The sequence below is a fragment of the Celeribacter sp. ULVN23_4 genome (genome assembly GCF_054788345.1).
Window position 1 is genome coordinate 42,073 of sequence record NZ_JBTVYO010000012.1, and the last position, 17,626, is coordinate 59,698.

The 17,626-nt window shown below is 59.2% G+C and carries 13 protein-coding genes; 6 read left to right on the plus strand and 7 right to left on the minus strand.

The window, feature by feature from the left end:
• Positions 1–47 precede the first annotated feature (47 nt).
• Both ACYBHZ_RS18450 and ACYBHZ_RS18455 read right to left on the minus strand, forming a co-directional pair.
• A complete protein-coding gene (locus tag ACYBHZ_RS18450; RefSeq protein ID WP_460275778.1) occupies positions 48–1,322 on the minus strand; it encodes an ABC transporter substrate-binding protein in 1,275 nt (424 codons plus the stop codon).
• A gap of 42 nt (positions 1,323–1,364) precedes the next feature.
• A complete protein-coding gene (locus ACYBHZ_RS18455) occupies positions 1,365–3,644 on the minus strand; it encodes a family 78 glycoside hydrolase catalytic domain (protein ID WP_460275779.1) in 2,280 nt (759 codons plus the stop codon).
• Positions 3,645–3,799: 155 nt separating this feature from the next.
• Between ACYBHZ_RS18455 and ACYBHZ_RS18460 the strand changes: the two genes are divergently transcribed.
• Positions 3,800–4,840, plus strand: coding sequence for a LacI family DNA-binding transcriptional regulator (locus ACYBHZ_RS18460; protein ID WP_460275780.1), 1,041 nt, complete (start codon positions 3,800–3,802; stop codon positions 4,838–4,840).
• Positions 4,841–4,878: 38 nt separating this feature from the next.
• A complete protein-coding gene (locus ACYBHZ_RS18465; RefSeq protein ID WP_460275781.1) occupies positions 4,879–6,051 on the plus strand; it encodes an MFS transporter in 1,173 nt (390 codons plus the stop codon).
• A 55-nt stretch (positions 6,052–6,106) separates the two neighbouring features.
• On the opposite strand, the gene ACYBHZ_RS18470 is transcribed toward ACYBHZ_RS18465, so the two are convergent.
• The 3 genes from ACYBHZ_RS18470 to ACYBHZ_RS18480 form a co-directional block, all read right to left on the minus strand.
• Positions 6,107–6,523 carry a 2,4'-dihydroxyacetophenone dioxygenase family protein gene (locus tag ACYBHZ_RS18470; protein ID WP_460275782.1) on the minus strand — a complete coding sequence of 139 codons (417 nt, stop codon included), beginning with the start codon at positions 6,521–6,523 and terminating at the stop codon, positions 6,107–6,109.
• A gap of 730 nt (positions 6,524–7,253) precedes the next feature.
• The gene (scpB, locus tag ACYBHZ_RS18475; protein WP_460275784.1) at positions 7,254–7,868 is read right to left on the minus strand and encodes an SMC-Scp complex subunit ScpB; all 615 of its coding nucleotides are present in this window, start codon (positions 7,866–7,868) and stop codon (positions 7,254–7,256) included.
• Between the two features lie 2 nt (positions 7,869–7,870).
• The gene (locus ACYBHZ_RS18480) at positions 7,871–8,755 is read right to left on the minus strand and encodes a DUF1403 family protein (protein ID WP_460275785.1); all 885 of its coding nucleotides are present in this window, start codon (positions 8,753–8,755) and stop codon (positions 7,871–7,873) included.
• A gap of 126 nt (positions 8,756–8,881) precedes the next feature.
• On the opposite strand from ACYBHZ_RS18480, the gene ACYBHZ_RS18485 reads away from it, so the two are divergent.
• Positions 8,882–9,937, plus strand: coding sequence for a tyrosine-type recombinase/integrase (locus ACYBHZ_RS18485; protein ID WP_460275786.1), 1,056 nt, complete (start codon positions 8,882–8,884; stop codon positions 9,935–9,937).
• A gap of 68 nt (positions 9,938–10,005) precedes the next feature.
• Here the strand turns inward: ACYBHZ_RS18485 and ACYBHZ_RS18490 are convergent, their stop codons facing one another.
• On the minus strand, positions 10,006–11,103 hold the full coding sequence (locus ACYBHZ_RS18490; protein ID WP_460275787.1) for a ParB/RepB/Spo0J family partition protein: 1,098 nt from the start codon (positions 11,101–11,103) through the stop codon (positions 10,006–10,008).
• Positions 11,100–12,404, minus strand: coding sequence for an AAA family ATPase (locus ACYBHZ_RS18495; protein WP_460275788.1), 1,305 nt, complete (start codon positions 12,402–12,404; stop codon positions 11,100–11,102). The genes ACYBHZ_RS18490 and ACYBHZ_RS18495 overlap by 4 nt, the downstream gene beginning before the upstream one ends.
• Positions 12,405–12,972: 568 nt before the next feature.
• Here ACYBHZ_RS18495 and ACYBHZ_RS18500 point away from each other — a divergent pair.
• From ACYBHZ_RS18500 to ACYBHZ_RS18510, 3 genes are all read left to right on the plus strand, one after another.
• Entirely contained in the window at positions 12,973–13,677 is a 705-nt protein-coding gene (locus ACYBHZ_RS18500) for a hypothetical protein (protein WP_460275789.1), read from the plus strand.
• Positions 13,678–14,123: 446 nt separating this feature from the next.
• Positions 14,124–15,497: a sigma-54-dependent transcriptional regulator gene (locus tag ACYBHZ_RS18505; RefSeq protein WP_460275790.1), complete on the plus strand. Its 1,374-nt coding sequence runs from the start codon at positions 14,124–14,126 to the stop codon at positions 15,495–15,497.
• Complete coding sequence (locus ACYBHZ_RS18510; RefSeq protein WP_460275791.1) at positions 15,494–17,473, plus strand: sensor histidine kinase; 1,980 nt, start codon at positions 15,494–15,496, stop codon at positions 17,471–17,473. Before ACYBHZ_RS18505 ends, ACYBHZ_RS18510 begins: the two co-directional genes overlap by 4 nt.
• The last annotated feature ends 153 nt before the right edge of the window (positions 17,474–17,626 follow it).

Here is a 17,626-nt window from a genome sequence, read left to right on the forward strand (position 1 = left end):
GGCTGCCCAACCCGGGCTTCGATCATTGAACGTGCCACGGGCCCGACTTACCAGTTAGGGAGACCGAGTTGGCGTGCCTGTTTAGCAACATCCTGATCATACAGCTCCGCAGCGCTTTCTGCACTCCGGATGCCCGAACCGACCTCGACGGTCAGCTGTTCCAGTGCCGGACCTTTGATCGGCGACAGGAATTCGAGCGCGGGGGCCGTGCGGCCTTCTTCTTCGAAATACGGCATCAAATCTGCCACCATGCCCGGCACTTCGTCCGGCAAATCGCACCCCTTGATGAGATAGGGGCCCGTCACGCCGACGGTGGATGTGATGACATCGCACGCTTCGGGAGAGGCGGCGAAGTTAAGGAAGTCCTTGACGATCTCCGGATACTCCGTGGTTTTCGGCGCGTAGATCGATGTCGGCATCCACACGGTCAAACCGTTGTTTCCGGCATCATCGCCCGGCTGGGCAAAGAAACCGACGTCTTCCATAAGATCAGGGTGATTTTGCTGGAACGCGCCGACCGCGAAAGACAGCATCGGATAGTGCGCGGCTTTGCCTGTCGCGACCATGGCGAGACCATCGTTGTAGGTGGCCGCGCCGAAGTCCGCATTGAAGTAACCGGCATCAAAAGCTTCTTGCAGCCGTTCGAAGCCTTTCGCCGCAGCGGGGGTCGAGGCGTATTTCGCTTCGTTCGCCGTATACTGCTCTGCAAAGTCAGGAACTTGTGTGTGGACGTTGTAGTAATCCGCAAGCACGAACAACTGGCTTGTCCAGGTGTCGCGGTAGGTCTGCGCAATCGGCGCAGCGTCGGTTTCGGCTGCGATCTTGGCGTTGTTCTCCATGAACTCGGCCCATGTCTTTGGGACGGTGAGACCGAGCTTTTCGTAAGTCGGCTTGTGGTAGTAGATGCCGCCGCCTTGTGCGGTTTCCAGAGGCACGCCGTAGGTGGAACCGCTCGGCCCCTGGACCGTTGAGACATAGGCCTCGTTGAGCAGGCCAAAGTTCTCGATGTCGTCGACCGGAAGCAGGGTGCGGTCCGGGCGCAGCGCCTTGAGCAGGGAGCCGGAGTTGTAGACGAACAGGTCCGCCATCTCGCCAGTTGCAAGGCGGGTCTTGATGATGTTGTCGCCTTCGCCACCGCCCGGCCGCGTTTCGATCGAGAATGTCACATCCGGATGTTTCTCAGAGAACGCCGCCGTCAAGGCCTCCACAACGGCCACAGTGTCAGAGCTGTTGTCCGAGAGAAACAGCAACTCCTCAGCTTGCGCGGACGCAATTCCGAGCACGAGTGCCATCGCCGTCGTTACGGTCAGTTTATGGTTCATGATTTCCTCCCTTTTGCCCGCTCCTCCGCGGGTATTCCTGTGTTACTTCGCTAAGTCAAAGGTGAAGCGATGCGTGCCCGCTCCATAGGTCTTGCCTCCGAGTGCGGCAGAAGCAACGCCTTGGCACCCCTCTGGCAATGTGACGGTGTAAACGACCTCCTCGCCGTCTATCCGCCAGTCCGCTTCGATCCGTCCGTGACGACACGCGTGCGTCATCTTGGCAAACCCGAGTTCCGGCAGAATCACCGGATCGAGCACCACTTGGTCAAAGCCCGGACCGTCCGCCGTGGGTTTTACCCCCCCGACATCTTCGAACAGCCATTGGCACACAGCACCGTAGGCGTAGTGGTTGTAACTGTTCATAGAGGGTTCGTAGATCGTGCCATCCTCCCCGATGGCGTCCCAACGTTCCCAGATTGTTGTCGCACCCTGCTCGACCTGATAGAGCCAGCCCGGCACGCGCCGGTTCAAGAAAACCTTTTCGGCGAGATCGTTCATCCCGAGCTTGGTCAGCGCGGGCAAGAGCGCGGGCGTGCCGATGAAGCCTGTGCCGATGAGGTAATTGGCGTCCTCGACGACGCGACGGAAATAGGCCTTAGCCGCCTCGTAGTGTTCGTCGGGCACGATGTCGTAGAGAAACGCCAGCGCGTAGCTCGTCTGGTCATTGTGCGCGAGCCGCCCCGTTGCCGAGAAATACTCGTCACAGAACGCCTTGCGGATCACTTGGGCGCGTGCCTCCAGCCGTTCTACCTCTGCATCTTCGCCGATGATCCGCGCGATCTTTGCGGCCAGATCGGTCGAGATGATGTGATAGAGCGTCGCCGCACAGTCGTCAGCAATCGTCGGGCGTGGCTTGCGGTTGTCCCCGACAGGCTGGAGCCAGTCGCCGAAGGTAAAGCCCTTTTGCCCCCAAGTGGAATGCGGCTGGATGATCGGACCGTCTGAAATGCTCCACAGATAATCGAGCCACTTGAGCATCGATGGGAAGCACTCGCGCAGGACATCTTCGTCGCCATAATGCAGGTAGAGCTGCCACGGCATGACGGTGATCACATCTCCCCACCCGGTTGATCCTGCCCAATCGCCGCTGAACGTGGAGCCCGGACGCCGCGTCGGGTCGGGCGCGAAATGCGGCACGCCGCCATCTTCGCGCTGGTCGTGCATCACATCGCGGAGATACTTGCGCAGGAACCGCTCGCTATCGGCAAGCCAGCAGGCCGTGCCCGCAAAAACCTGTGCGTCACCTGTCCAGCCAAGACGTTCGTCGCGCTGAGGGCAGTCGGTCGGAATTTCGATGAAGTTCCCGCGCTGCGACCACAGGGTATTGAGTACCAGACGGTTCACGGTCTCGACACCGCACTCGAAAGTCCCCGCCACGTCGGGCACCGAACTCACGGGAACAGACTTAATCGAGAGAACCTCAGCATCGCCTTCGATCAGGACGCGGGCATAGCGAAAGCCCATAAAGGTAAACATGGGCGACCAAGTCTCTTCGCCGTCACCCGCGAGCGTGTATTTCTGGGCAGCGCGTGCCGTACGGTAGTTCCGCCGGTCAATTTCGCCATCGGGCCCAAGAACTTCGGCGAAGTCGATGTAGACCGACGCGCCACTTGCGCCCTTGGCCGTGATCGCGACATAGCCGGCAACGTTTTGGGCGAAATCGTAAACGGTCGCGCCATTCTCGGCCCATGATTTCACCGGCACAAGTGGCGAGAGTTCCTTGACCGCGTCGGCTTCGTGCGCAACGAATTGCCCGAAATTCACGTCAAGCACTTCCACGCCGCCGGTTTCTTCGAGGGTGATACGGGCGTCATGATCTTCGCCGTAGTAGATGCCGCTCTTGGTGATTGGAAGCAGACCGCTTTTCCACGTCTGGTCGGTCGCACAGAGTGTCGTGTCACCGTCCACGATCTCGGCCAACGCGGCGATCCGGTCACCCCAGCAATTCACGATCCCATATTCGCGCCACATCATCGTGGAGCGATACCAACCGTCCCCGAGCCAGATTTCGATGCGATTTTTACCCGGCTGCACGAGATCGGAGATGTCGTAAGTCTGATAGGCGATCCGGTCATCATAGCAGGTCCAGCCCGGAGTGAGGCAGTCTTGTCCGACCCTCTTGCCGTTGATGAAAGCTCGATAGAGCCCCTGCGCCGAGATGTGGAGTTCAGGTTTTTCACCCTCCGCCAGTTCGAATTCAGTAGCTACGAAACTGGATTGGGTGCCGACGCCCTGATCGACAGTCGGCGCGACCATCTCGGCATTCCAGTTTCGTGTCTGACGGCGCGCGTCTGCCGTCGCCGGCACAGCGACATCTCGCATTTTCGTGTTCCTCCCTGAAACCGGCTGCCCGCCCTCCCGGCGACATATTCCGATTTTGTATAACGTTCTACGTATATTGTTATACAGAACCTATTTGCCCAGCAAGATATTTTTCGAATAAAGTTGCGAGGCGCGTGTGTGAGGGGTGTAAGAGCATGTCGAGAAAGCCTGTCGGCAAAGGGAAAAAAGCAACGATCCGAGATGTCGCCCAAGACGCGGGTGTCTCGACGGCGGCCGTCTCGAAAGTCATGCGAAATGCCTATGGCGTGAGCGACAAAATGCGCGAGAAAGTACTGAAAAGCATAGATAAACTAGATTACCGCCCCTCAACGGCCGCACGAGGCATGCGGGGTCGGACCTATGCCGTGGGCATCCTTGTCGTCGAGTTGCAAAACCCGTTCATTCCGACTCTGATCGAGGAAATCAAGGCAACACTCGGAAAGGAGAACTATCAGGTCTTCATCAGCGTCAGCGAGGCCAAGGCATCGCTCGAAAGTTCGCTGATCGATTCCATGATTGACCTCAAGATGGACGGCGTGATCCTCATCGCCCCGCGCCTTTCCGAGGAAATTCTTGCCGGATATGCCTCACAAATTCCGATGGTCGTGGTCGCAAACCACATTCCGGGCACCACGGCCTTTGACACGGTCAATTCCGATGATGCGCTCGGGGCCAAACGATCTGTCGAAGCGCTCGTGGCGAGCGGCAAACGCCGGATCGAAATGTTGAGCCTCGCCCCCCGCCGCGGCAACTTCGACGTCTTTGCTGCCCGCGAACAGGGATATTTGGCGGCGATGAAGGAGGCGGGCCTCGAGGAGAACATCAAGATTTGGCACATTCAGGAACGCGAAAACGTGACCGATCTGCCTACCGCACAACCTATGTCAGCCGTTTTCGACAAACGCCCCATGGCCGAGGCCTTTTTTTGCTGGAGCGACATTCACGCCGTGGCCCTGCTCAATAAGGCCAAGATTCGCGGCATCAACGTTCCCGAAGATCTGGCGATCACCGGATACGACGACTCGCCTCCGGCCTCACTTCCGCTCGTCAGCCTGACCAGCATCAACCAGAATCCTGATGCGATGGGGGATGCCGCGGCCAAACTGCTGATTTCGCGGATCGAAGGTCGTACAGAGGCCGAACATCGTCTCATTGAATCCACCTTGATTGAACGAGGAAGTACACGCGCATCCTGATCCTGACGCTATGCGCCGAAAACAGAGCGGGAGACCCGATGTCGTCCACGAATACCTCCCTTGTTGCGTCCTGCTGGGGGGCGCGCCTCTCGTTTCTCGCGGCGGGTCTCTCTATCGGCGGGTGGGCGCCACTGATCCCCTCTATCAAACAGAGCCTCGGGATCGGCGAAGCCGCGTTCGGCTCTGTTCTCCTCTTTCTCGGCCTTGGGTCGCTCTTCGCGATGCCTCCGGCGGGCATCATCGCCTCAAAGTTCGGGGCGCAACGCATCTTGCCTATTGTGGGCTTGATGACCGCCGTGCTCTTGCCGCTGCTGGCTCTTGCGCCCTCTGTGCTTTTACTCGGGGCAACCCTGATGATTTTCGGGGCATTTCTGGGCGCTTTGGATGTTGCCATCAACGTGCATGGCTCCGCCGTGGAGCAAAAGGCCCGCAGGCCGCTCATGTCCGGCTTTCACGCGCTTTTCAGTGTCGGAAACCTTGTCGGCGCCATGCTCGCGACCGCCCTCCTCGGTGCGGGCCTCTCCCCTGTCGCCGTCGCGACAATCTGCGCCGTGATCGAGGCCCTCGCCCTTCTGATCGCCCGCCCGATGCTCTTGTCAAACGCGGGGGGCTCCGCCGAGAAGCTCGCTTTTCCAAGGGGTGTCGTCGTCGTATTTGCAGCACTCTTAGCCGTCACATTCCTGATCGAAGGCGCGTTCCTGGACTGGAGCGGCCTCCTCGCGATCGAACTGGGACAAGCCTCTGTGACAACCGCCGGTTGGGGCTTTAGCACCTTTGCGGCGGCCATGGTTGTCATGCGATTTTCCGGCGATTTCCTCACCGCGCGGCTCGGTACATTCTTTATGCTGACCTTCGGGACAGTTTTCGGAGCCGGAGGCATCGTCCTCGCTCTGTCCTCGGGCAGTTTCGGCCTCACACTTTTCGGCTTTGGCCTCTCGGGTAACGGCCTCACGAATATGTCACCCATTCTGATCAGCGCCGCCGGTCGCTACGCCCCAGGCTCAGCCGCGGTTGCCGTCGCCTCCGCCACCACCGCGGGCTATGCTGGCCATCTGATGGGCCCCGCGCTGGTGGGATTTGTGGCCGAAGCCTCCAGCCTGTCTTTCGCCTTCTCGCTACTCGCGGGCATGTTGAGTGTCACGCCCCTCATTTACTTTATCGCAATCAAAACAGCGGGAGGCCGAAAGGTCTCTCCGCAGTCTCGAACATGATCGGGAAGCCCGCGAGCAGGCCTCCTGCTTTAAGCTGAGCTGCGCTCGCGTATGTTTACCGGATGAATTGTTCGACGTAATCCGCCCCGAGACCGACCGCTTCATAATGGGTGCGGCACATCTCGATCTTGGTGAAAACGTCCTCATATCCCATGGTCTTGCCCCACGGATCGACATAGAGCATCACGCCGTTGACCTGAAAATAGGTGATCATCTCTTCGACATCATCGGGTACGACAAGGGTGTGGGTCTCGCCCGGCGGCTCGTAGACATAGCCGCCTTCACGGGCCTCCCAGTCATGTTCGAGATAGTGCCAGCGCCCTTTGAGAACGAAGCCATGCACGGGTTGTGGATGGCGGTGACGCGACAGCACACCGGACTTGCGCACCCGCAGGAGGGGGTCTGATGCCGGAGGGGGCAGGGTGCGACCTGCGTTCTCCACGCCGGTGATTGTCTTGCAGGATTGGTTCAAGAGACGTCTGACATCGAGTGGTCGATACAGCCGCACACCCTGGCAAACGCCATATCGCCGGTTGCGATTGATGAGCTCGCACGGTCACCGTCGCGTAACCTCCTTACGCGGAGCTTTCGCACAAAACGATTCATGGTTCCCCAAGAGACCGCCCAAACATTCGGGGCGGGTCAGCGCCTGGTTCTCACGACTGATGGGTTCTGGGCCTCACTCGATCCCGAACAGAAGACCGCGTTTCTTCGGGGCGGTGCGTTCCAGCCTTCCGAAGACCGGGATGACTGCAGCGCCCTCACGTTAACTGTCGTCGAAGATCAGCCGGACGAGGTAATCGAAGCGGCCGGTGACAACTTTTACGTCGTAGATGCAAGACACTAGGCCAAGAGTGGCTCGCACGATTTCGTGTTTGGAATAAATTAGGTACATTCGGCATCCGTCCGCTCCCCACCCGATCACAATGCGCGGTGCCGGATCATCGCTGCGCCGTGCACCGGTGACCGCATTCTCAGGAATGCTGCCGTTGCCGCGCTGCGCCGCCGAAAGTCGGCTCTCCGCCCCCAACGATGAGGAGGGAATGCCTTGTCGCTAATAAATGCACGAGGCTTCGTTCAGAAATCGTGAAACGATTATCGCATTGCAATCACGCGACTCTCTTGGCGCGCAGATGAATCATTGCACAGCAAATGAAACGATAAGCACAACGGCGGACTTCATCCTCAGCATCAGCAACGCGTTACCCATAATCGATATGTGACGCTTCGCCCACAACCCCCGCATCCTCCAACTGCTCCCGATCGGGAAGATCGCGCAGGCTATCCAACCCGAAGGCGACAAGGAACTGCTCGGTCGTCACAAAGGTATAGGGCGCACCGCGGCGCGGCGATCGTGGCCCGGTCCCGATCAAGTCGCGCGCATGTAGCCGCCCGATCAGATCGCGGCTGATGTCCTTGCCGAAGATGTCCTTGAGCCCGTCGCGCGTGATCGGCTGTTGGTAGGCAATGGCCGCCAGCACCGCGACGTCGAATTCGCTCAGATCGAGTAACTGGTCCCCGACATCCGCCGCAGCGCGGATCGCGGGCGCATAGACAGGCCGCGTGCGGAACATCCACCCCCCGGCAACCTGCGCGATCTCGAAGGCCCGTCCTTCCAGATCGGCAGCGAGGTCCTCGATCAGCAGATCGACCGACACCCCCTGCCCCACCACGCGGGCCAGATCGTCGCGCGGCACCGGGGTGGCCGAGGCAAAGAGTACCGCCTCGATCCGGCGCATCCATTCCCGCCAGCGCAGCTCGGGTGGCAGGTCGGGCAACTCGCGATCCAGTTCGGGGTCAGAGCGATCCTTCGCCATCCCTACACCCCGTAGAGCCGGAAAGTGTCGCGCCCGGTCAGCTCGCGCACCGCGCCGAGGTCGACCAGCCGGTCGCAGAGCCGCCGCGCGGCACGATCCGGCAAAGGCAAGGTCGACGGCGCCACGGCATCGCGGGTCAGGAACATCTCGACCGCCTTCTCGGCCCCCTTCGCCCGAAGCTTCGGCGCAACGGTTTTCAAATGGGCCGCCCGCCGCGCGAGGTCGGCGGAGAGACGCACGGCCTCGATCGCCGATGAGACGAGCGCCCGATGGCAAGCGAGTCTCAAGTCGTCCCGCTGCTTGCGCAAGTCAGTGCGTTTTAGGCCCGCGGCCAGTAGCGGCACAGGATACTCCCAGCCAAGCGCCTGAGCCAAAGCCGCGTCGGCGAGAACGAGCGCGGTCACTTCGTTGCGCGGCGCCTCGCGCAATACCGCCTCCAAAACCATCGCGGCCCGGGTCACCGGCGCCCCTTTCCCCGCATCAAGCCACGCGGCAATCTGGCCCGGCTCGAGGGTCGGCAAGGCTCGGCCCAGAGCCTTGATCGACACCGGCCGCTCCACAGCGCGCCGCCAGGCCAGGTAGGTGTCCCCGGCAGGTCCGGCCAGATCGCCGGGGCGTAAGAGGTGTACGGCATCGCGCAGCTCCGCCTCCCCCTCCGGCCGCCCAGAGAACACGACACAAGCAGCAGCCGCACGCAGCGCGAGCCTGTCCCGCAACAAGGAGTGGGGGAGGTCAACTCGGCTCAACACAAGATGCAGGTGGTTCAGCGCGGCGCCCGACAAAAACGCAACATCTTCAAGGGTTTCAGCACGTATGGAGGTGACCCAGGTAGGCATCCTGGGTAACATGTCGAGGTCGCTGATGTGATCCGGCCGGGCAAATGTCATGCCTGAAGCCTACACTCGCGCGGCGCTTTCTTCCAGAAAATAGCGACCGAACCGCCCCGCTTTACAGATGCTATTTATGTCCAATACGTTTGCATTATCGGACATAATGATTGTAGGTTTTGAAATATGGTCAAAACACCCGAAAACACGCCCAACGATGCGCCAAACAACGCCCAAATTGATCTGCCGGATCATGTCTCGGGCTCTGGGACTCTCGAACACCTGATCGAAACGGCGCGGAGCTATGCCGAAGCCACCGTCGCGGAGAACACCGCCAAAGCCTATGCCGCCGACTGGACGCATTTCGCGCGCTGGTGCCGGATGAAGGGCGCGAATCCCCTGCCCCCGTCCCCGGAACTGATTGGCCTCTACCTCACCGACCTCGCACATCCCTCGGATAAGACCGCCCCTCTGACGGTCGCGAGTATCGAGCGTCGCCTCTCCGGTCTCTCATGGAATTACGCGCAGCGCGGCCTCACTCTGAACCGCAAAGAGCGTCACATCACCCGCATCCTCGCGGGCATCAAACGCAAACACGCCCGCCCTCCGACCCAGAAGGAAGCGATCTTCTCAGAAGACATTCAGGCCATGGTCGCCACCCTACCCTATGATCTGCGCGGGCTGCGGGATCGCGCGATCTTGCTTTTGGGCTATGCGGGCGGCTTGCGCCGGACCGAGATTGTCTGCCTCGACATGCACAAAGACGACACAGAGGACAGCGGAGGCTGGGTCACGATCTATGAGGAAGGTGCGCTCTTGACGCTCAATTCCAAGACCGGTTGGCGTGAGGTCGAAATCGGGCGCGGCTCAACTGACGCGACCTGCCCTGTCCACGCGCTCGAACAATGGCTGCACTTCGCGAAGATCGGCTTCGGGCCTGTGTTCGTGCGCACCTCCCGCGATGGAAAACGCGCCTTGGAGGACCGCCTCAGCGACAAACATGTCGCGCGTCTCATCAAGCACACGGTTCTCAAAGCAGGCCTGCGCGCGGAACTGCCGGAGAAAGAGCGCCTCGCGCTGTTCTCCGGCCACAGCCTGCGCGCGGGTCTGGCAAGCTCAGCGGATGTCGATGAGCGGTATATTCAAAAGCACCTCGGCCACGCCTCTGTCGAAATGACGCGCAGGTATCAGCGGCGGCGAGATCGGTTCCGGATCAATCTGACGCAAGCCGCCGGGCTTTAAACGCAAGATCGAAAAACGAAAAAGGCGGCCACTTGGACCGCCTTTCTCATGTCATCTGATCAGGTGCTTTAGCTGTCCAGTTCGGCAAAGAACGCAGCCAGCGCAGCCTCCAGTTTCTGCTTTTCCATCTGACCAAAGTCCATGTCAGACCGCAGTTCAAGCCGCCCATCCTGCACCGCACAGCGCACTGTCCCCGCGGGGACAGTCATGCGGAACGTGGTTTTGAGCGTGTTGGCTTTTCCCGCCGGCGCTTTCTTTTCGGCGTTACGGACCTCAGTGAGCAAACCACGCAGCACCTCAATCTCGGCCTCTGCCGTCGTCGCCATCGCCGCGGCGAGCCGCGATTTCGCGCGCGTCACCGCCGCCGCATCCTCCGCAAACTTTTTCTCAAGATCGAGACCAAGGGCACGCGGGATCGCTTCCGGAAATTTGAGCGCGCCCCCGATATGACCCAAGAGCGTCGCAAAGTGGCGAATATAGCTGCGCTTTTGACGGTTCGCAGAGGCGTAAAGAATAGAGACCGCCTCCTCAACGCTCGCGCATTCCGTCTCCGGATCGGCGGCATAGGAGCGCGCAAGCGCGGCCATCTCTGCAAAGGAAATGTCGCGACGCACGAGGTTCTCATCGACCATCCGACGGTAAAGCCCATCGAGAGCCTCACCGCTCGACATCAAGCCCGCCGGAATTTTCGCAAATCGTTCGTCGCCCGTTTCCGCGAAAAGCTCGCGGTAGGCGGTGAGACGGCGGAACCCCTGCACAAGCTCGTAACCATCGCCAGCCGGCTCCACGCGGATCGGGTTTGAGAGGCCAATCTCCCGAATGGAGATTTTCAACTCGTCCAGATCGGGATCGCGCGTAATGCTCCGGTCGCGAGTGAGTTTCGACGTGGACACGGCATCAATCGCGACGAGATCGACGATCAACCCCTGCTTTTTCATCCGCACAAAATCATGGGCGAGGCGGTCGTTCTCCTCGCGGATCGCGGCCTCGGCAGCTTGGCGTTCGCGGAGCGCGGAGGCGTTTTCCTGAATGGCGCTGGCCATCGGGCCACGGCGGGCCTCACGCACCTCCGGTTCCTCTGTCCCCGCAGGGACAGGCGTAGCGATTTCCTCCTCGACCGGATCGCTCGGAAAGTCGATATCAAAGACGCGGCGTTTCTTGCTCATGTCTCATCCTCCAGATTGCCCCAGGCCTCAAGAAGATGCCCGCGGAATTCCTCATACGCATTGTCGAAAGAAGAGCGTGCGCGGCGCCATGTCTCACGCGTCATGTCACGGTAATCCGTTTCGTAGATCGACGACAGGAAGCGGCCAGACTGTTCAACGGCGCGGGTCATCTCAATCGGATTTTGCGTGAGCCTATCCCCGAAAACCTTTTCAAACGCCGACCGCATGGCGCGGTGCAATTCATTGCCTGTCTCGAACCGCGTCAGCAAAAAGCGGATGTCGTGAAATACCTTCGGCAGATTGCTTGTCCCCGCGGGGACAACACCGTTGAAAGCCGAGAGATCTTCGAGCGCTTCGGCAAGTTGACCGATGAAAGAGGTGGTGGAGTCATATTCCCAGTAGCCGGGGCCGGAGGGGATATAAAGCACATCAGCGGCAAAGACCGCATTCATCGACTGGTAGCCAATCGCGGGCGGACAATCAAAAATGATCATGTCGTAGGCGTCGGCGGGCAGGGTGTCGAGATAGCGGCTCACAGCGGCAAAGAACGACCATTCCGGATTGAGGTGGCGGTATTGCGCGGAGGCGAATTCGACAAAGGCCGCGTTGGCGCAGGAGGGAATGATGTCGATGGTCGGCCAGTTGGTTGGCTTGATGAAATCCGCGACGCGCAGGTCGGAGAGACCCATATCCGTGATCGAAGAGGGCAGGCGGCGTTGGGGCAGGGCGGAACCACTCTCTGCGCCACGGGTCGCGGCATTCATGCGCTCCGTCTCATTGATGAGGTCGCGCGCCATAATGCCCCAGACGGTGAACTCCTCGGCCACATCCGAGAGCCCCATGGAATGGGACAGCGTCGCTTGCGGGTCGAAGTCGACACAGAGGACACGATACCCATCGAGAGCTGCGGCATGAGCGAAGTGAAGCGCCACGGTGGATTTGCCCGCACCGCCTTTGAAGTTCGCAATCGCCGCACGGATCGCCCGCTTGCCCGCCGGACGGGTCGGCATGAGGGATTTGCGGCTCACCTTGAGACGGCGGCGCAGCTCGTTGATCTCTTCGAGCGTGTACCAGCGCTGACGCCCGTCCTCTTCGACATAGCCCTGCGGCAGGGACGGGTCGGCGGCGAGACGTCCGCGCATGGTGGATTGGTTGACCTTGAAGATCAGCTCCGCCACCTCCCAACTCGAAAATCTGCGGAGCGTCTTCTCACGCTCGGGGGAATAGGTTTGTTGCCGGATAAATCCCTGCATCTTGAGCGACTGGGCCTGTAGCCGCGACAAGTCCTCATGAGTGAACATTCTGCCTCCTGTCCCCACGGGGACGCTTTCTATTATGTATTTCGGATTTACGCGGAAAACGAAAACATTGCAAAACTTAAAAACGTAAATTAACGAAAAGACACCAAAAGCGCTGAAATTCTCGGACCCTTGCTTTCTACACCTTAAAAAAACCCATGCGCTTCGCCCCCCGACGGAGGCCGCCCCATAGCCCGACACCAAATTTATTGGCAGAGACCCTCTAAGTAGGGGACACCAACGAACCCCATACCACCTACAGGGGGACATTTCGCCCCCAATTAGGGGACACTCTGGATGCCCCCTAATACCAGTAATACCTTCTTTTTCTTTTTTGGGGGAATTGGGTCAGGATGACGAAAACAGCAGCCCCTTGACAGAATCGAATAACTCAACGCAAATTGCAAAAATAATACAAAAAACGCTGAGATATCGTTGGTTCCAAGGTGTTTACCTTTGACGCGTAAATCTCACGGAACATTCTTCGGAATGGTTGAGGCAAAACGGATCCCATCACCCTTGCGGATGGCGGGACGGACAAACGCAGAGACCTCTGCGAGGGGCAGGACAGATGCTGTCGAAGAAACCGGTTGGCCCACAGGCCGCCGCAATCAAATATGATGTGCTAACAGCACTCGGAACCTATGCGCTCTCGCAATCCAAGGGCAAACAGGTGCTTTGCCTTCGCCTCATGACCCTCATCACCGCGCGCTATAATTGGCAGCGCAATGAACTCGCTGTCGGACAACGCGAGATCGCGCGGATGTGGGGCGTGCAAGAACGGACGGTCAAACGTGAAATGGCGAAGTTTCGCTCCATGGAGTGGCTTGTCGTCAAACGTCAGGGCGCGCGGGGGCGGGTGACGCAGTATACGCTCGCGGTGGCAAAACTACTTGAAGACACGCGCCCCATCTGGGCAGCGGTGGGGCCGGATTTCGAACAGCGCCTTGAAGGGCAGGGGGCCAAGCCCGCAGAGACGACCGGTGCCAAGGTTGTGCCGCTGCAACGGCAGGGCAGGGCGGTTGCGCCGCCGGAGGTCGATAACTCAACGGAATGGGCACTGGCCCGCAGCCTGATCTATGCTGAAGACCCCGCGCGGTTCTCAATCTGGATCGCCGGCCTGACACGTGGCGAAAGGCTCGGGCGCAGGCTCCACCTCAACGCCCCGAGCCGTTTTCACGCGCAATATGTCGCGACGCACCTGAACGCACTCTGCCTCGGCGCGGTCCAGCAGGTCGATCCCGACATTGACGAAGTGATTGTTCTGTCCGTCTAAAGATCTGCGTGCCGCCGCTCATTGATGTGCTCACGCGCGTCATCGGACAACGTGCGGAGCATCCGCCAGAAGCTTGAACAAGGCTGCGCGTTGGCGCGTGGTCAGGATGGTAGGCTGCGCCATAGTTCTTTTGTTTTCTAAATATGGTTTGTGTATCTTTGATTTAGATACATATTTAGAGTTAGAAGGTGTTGGAAATACAAGACCACCCCGAACCACATCTCAGACGAATGTTTGGGAAATAGCCATGCTGACAGGATACGCCCGGACCTCCGAAACCAACGGTAGCCCGCCGCGACACCTCCGTCTCACAGCTCTCCGCAGAACTCGGCGTCAACCTCGTCACAATCCAAAGATACGCCAGTCCAAACGGAGACCTCAGGCAGAATGAAAAACCTGTCCTTGCCGCCAAAAGCACGATCCTGCCCCCAGCCTTAACAGACCCCATGAATAAAAAAACGCACACAGAAAATAACCTTGACGGGGCAGGCACGGCGTTTGGCCCTGACCTTGCCCGAGCGTCGATCCTTGTGGTCGACGATGAAATGGGGATGCGCCATTTCCTTAAGAAAGCGCTTTCAGGAAAATGTCGACGTGTGGATGTCGCAGCAACCCCGGCTGAGGCCTCCGCCTGTCTCGATGGGGCAAGCTATGACGTCATCATGCTCGACAACATCATGCCGGGAATGACGGGGCTTGAATGGCTGTCTGCGCAATGGCAAATCGGACTGCGCTCCGACATTATCCTTATGACCGCCTATGCCGATCTCGATACTGCGATTGAGGCGTTGCGTCTCGGGGTGAATGATTTTCTTCTGAAACCGTTCCATTCAAATCAGGTGTTGAACGCGATTTCCAAATGCCTCGCCAAAACCGCGTTGAAACGGCAAAACACCGTGCTGCGTCAAGAATTAGAGGCAGGCAGCGATCTATTGCGCCAGCGCGACAATTTCGTCGGCTCATCGCAGGCGGCTCAGACCCTGCGCGCCACGATTGAGCGCGCGGCACAGATCAACGCCCATGTGGTGATCGAGGGCGAAACCGGGACCGGAAAACATATCGCCGCAAGGATGCTGCACAGTGTTTCGCCGCGCGCGCATCGCCCATTTGCGTGGTTGCCCTGTTTCGGGATCGGGTTTGAAGAATTTCGAGAACGCCTATTCGGCCATGTCGATGCGCCGAACACACCGGGTGCCGAGGGCATTTTGAATACGGCTGACGGCGGGGTCCTGTTTCTTGAGGACGTAGATATGTTGCCCGCGTCCTGCCAAAACCTTCTTGTCGAATGGCTGAGCACCGGGCGGTTTCAGCCGGTCGGCGGCGGGCGCAGCTTCCAGACCGACATTCGTGTGGTCTGTTGCTGTAAAGGCAGCATGAAGCAGGCCGTCGAAAGCGGGGCCTTCCGCACCGACCTCTTCTATCTGCTGCATGTCCATGAGGTCTGGATTCCACCTTTGCGTGAGCGGCCCGCCGATGTCATCGAAATCGCGGAGTTTTTCCTCAAGACGCTCTCTGCACGCATGGGGGCCGTCTCGCCCACACTGTCCGCAACTGACAAGCGCCGCCTTATGGCGCATGACTGGCCGGGCAATGTGATGGAACTGCGCAACGTGGTGGAACGCGCGATCATTCAGGGCGGATTCGAACGCGCGTTGCAGGATGTTGGCGGCATCGAAACCGAAAGTCTTGAGGCCGTGGAACAGCGGCACATCCTCAACGTCCTGCAATCTTGTGGCGGCAACAAGGCCGAGGCCGCGCGCATCCTTGGCGTGGCGCGCAAGACCATAGACCGCAAATGTCAGGCTTGGGGCCTGTCATGACCGCCTTCATCGCGCGGCTCAAGGCTCAGGTCAGGTTGAAACTACTGGTTTTGGCGCTTCTGCCGATTGCAGTGCTTTTGCCGATCTTTCTCGGCGCGACCATGTGGCATTGGATCGAGAGATTTGACGATCTTTTAAGCGCCAAGGTCACCAGCGACTTGCGCATTGCAGAGCAATATTTTCTCAACATCGAGGAAGGGCAGGCCCAGAGCATCGCGGCAATCGCCAATGCGCGCCAACTCTCGGAAGCGATGAATGACGGCGCGGGCGCCATGACCCGTTATCTCGATCAGCAAAAAACGCGGATCGGTCTTGATTTTCTGCTCTTTGAACGCTCGGAAATCCGTCTGCCCGACACGGTGCGTTTGATCCTGTCACAAGACATTTCGCCCGACGAAATGTCGGGGTTGGTCGTTGTCACCCCTGAGGAGATGCAGCGCCTTGAGGGCGATCTGCTCGATCGTGCACGGCTTCGTATTCTGGACACAACCGGCGCGAGACCGACCGAGAAAGCCTTTGAGGAACGCGGGCTCATCATGTGGGCAGCTTATCCGGTCGCGGATGGCTATCTCTTCGGTGGGCGGCTTTTGAACCGCAATCTCGATGTGATCGACCGGATGAACGCGCTGGTCTACGGCGGGGATGAGGCGGCGCCGTCCGATGCGGGTACAACGACGCTCTTTCTCGATGATGTGCGCATTTCCACCAATGTGCGCCTGTTCGAAGGCGAACGCGCCCTTGGCACGCGGGTCACCGAAGTGGTTTGGCACAAGGTGGTCGAGCGTGGCGAAACCTGGCTTGATCGCGCCTTTGTGGTGAACGACTGGTATATCTCCGGCTATATGCCGCTCACCGATGTGACCGGCGCGCGGATTGGCATGCTCTACACCGGTTTTCTCGAACAGCCCTACAAGGACCAGCGCAACGGCACGGTACTGGCGCTTGGGCTGGCGTTTCTTGCGGTGCTTTCGCTGGCTGCGCCAATCTTCCTGCGGATGGCGCGCGATGTCTTCGCACCATTAGAGCGCATGACCTCGACGATGCAACAGGTGGAGCGCGGCGATCTGAGAGCCCGGATCGGCAAGATGGAATCGGAGGATGAGATCGGCGCGGTGGCCCGCCATCTTGATCGTCTACTGGATCAGGTGAAAGATCGCGATGAGGCGCTCAGACAATATAACGATCAGCTCAACGATCTGGTGGATATGCGCACACAGGAATTGCGCGAAGCTCATGAAAAGCTCGAAGAAACCTATGCGCAGCTGATCCTCAAGGAAAAACTGGCCTCTTTGGGTGAAATCACCGCAGGCGTCGCCCATGAGATCAACAACCCGATTGCCGTCATTCAGGGCAATATGGAACTTTTACGGATGAGCCTGACTGAGGAAATGAAGGCAGAGGTCGCGATGGAGCTGGACCTGATCGAGGCCCAAACCCGCCGCATCAATGTCATCGTCGGCAAACTTCTGAGCTTTTCGCGCTCGGGGGAGATGTCGGACCATTCCTCTTTGGTGAGCGTCAAAGACGCGATCGACAGTGCGTTGATCCTCGTGGCCGCCGATCTGCGCAAACATAATATCGAGACGCGCCGCATCGACCGCGATGTGCCCGCCATCGAGATCGTCGAAAATGAGTTGCAACAGGTTCTTGTCAACCTCTTCATCAACGCCGCCCAAGCGATGCCCAAGGGCGGCACGCTGACGGTCGAGCTTCAAGAGAGTCTGCGCGCCGACAGGCCGGGCGTTGAGATCCGCGTGTCAGACACAGGCGCGGGGATTCCCGCCGATCAAATCGCCCATATTTTCGATCCGTTCTTCACCACGAAACAGGCCGAGGGCACCGGATTGGGGCTGTCGATCAGCCAGGCTTTGATGGAACGCGCAGACGGAAACATCACCGTGGAGAGCATATGCGGGCGCGGCACAATTTTTTCTGTCTGGTGCCCGGCTGCGTCATTCTGTCCGGACGAGGTCTGAAACGGCACGCAAATGTGGACATTTTGTCCAACGCCCCTCGGCGCAAGGAGGGCAATATGGGTCATTTCGACATTTCTGCACCGCAGATAAATCACACAAGCTACTGTTTCTAAATATTATTTTAGTTTGACACTACAAGACATGGAATGGCAA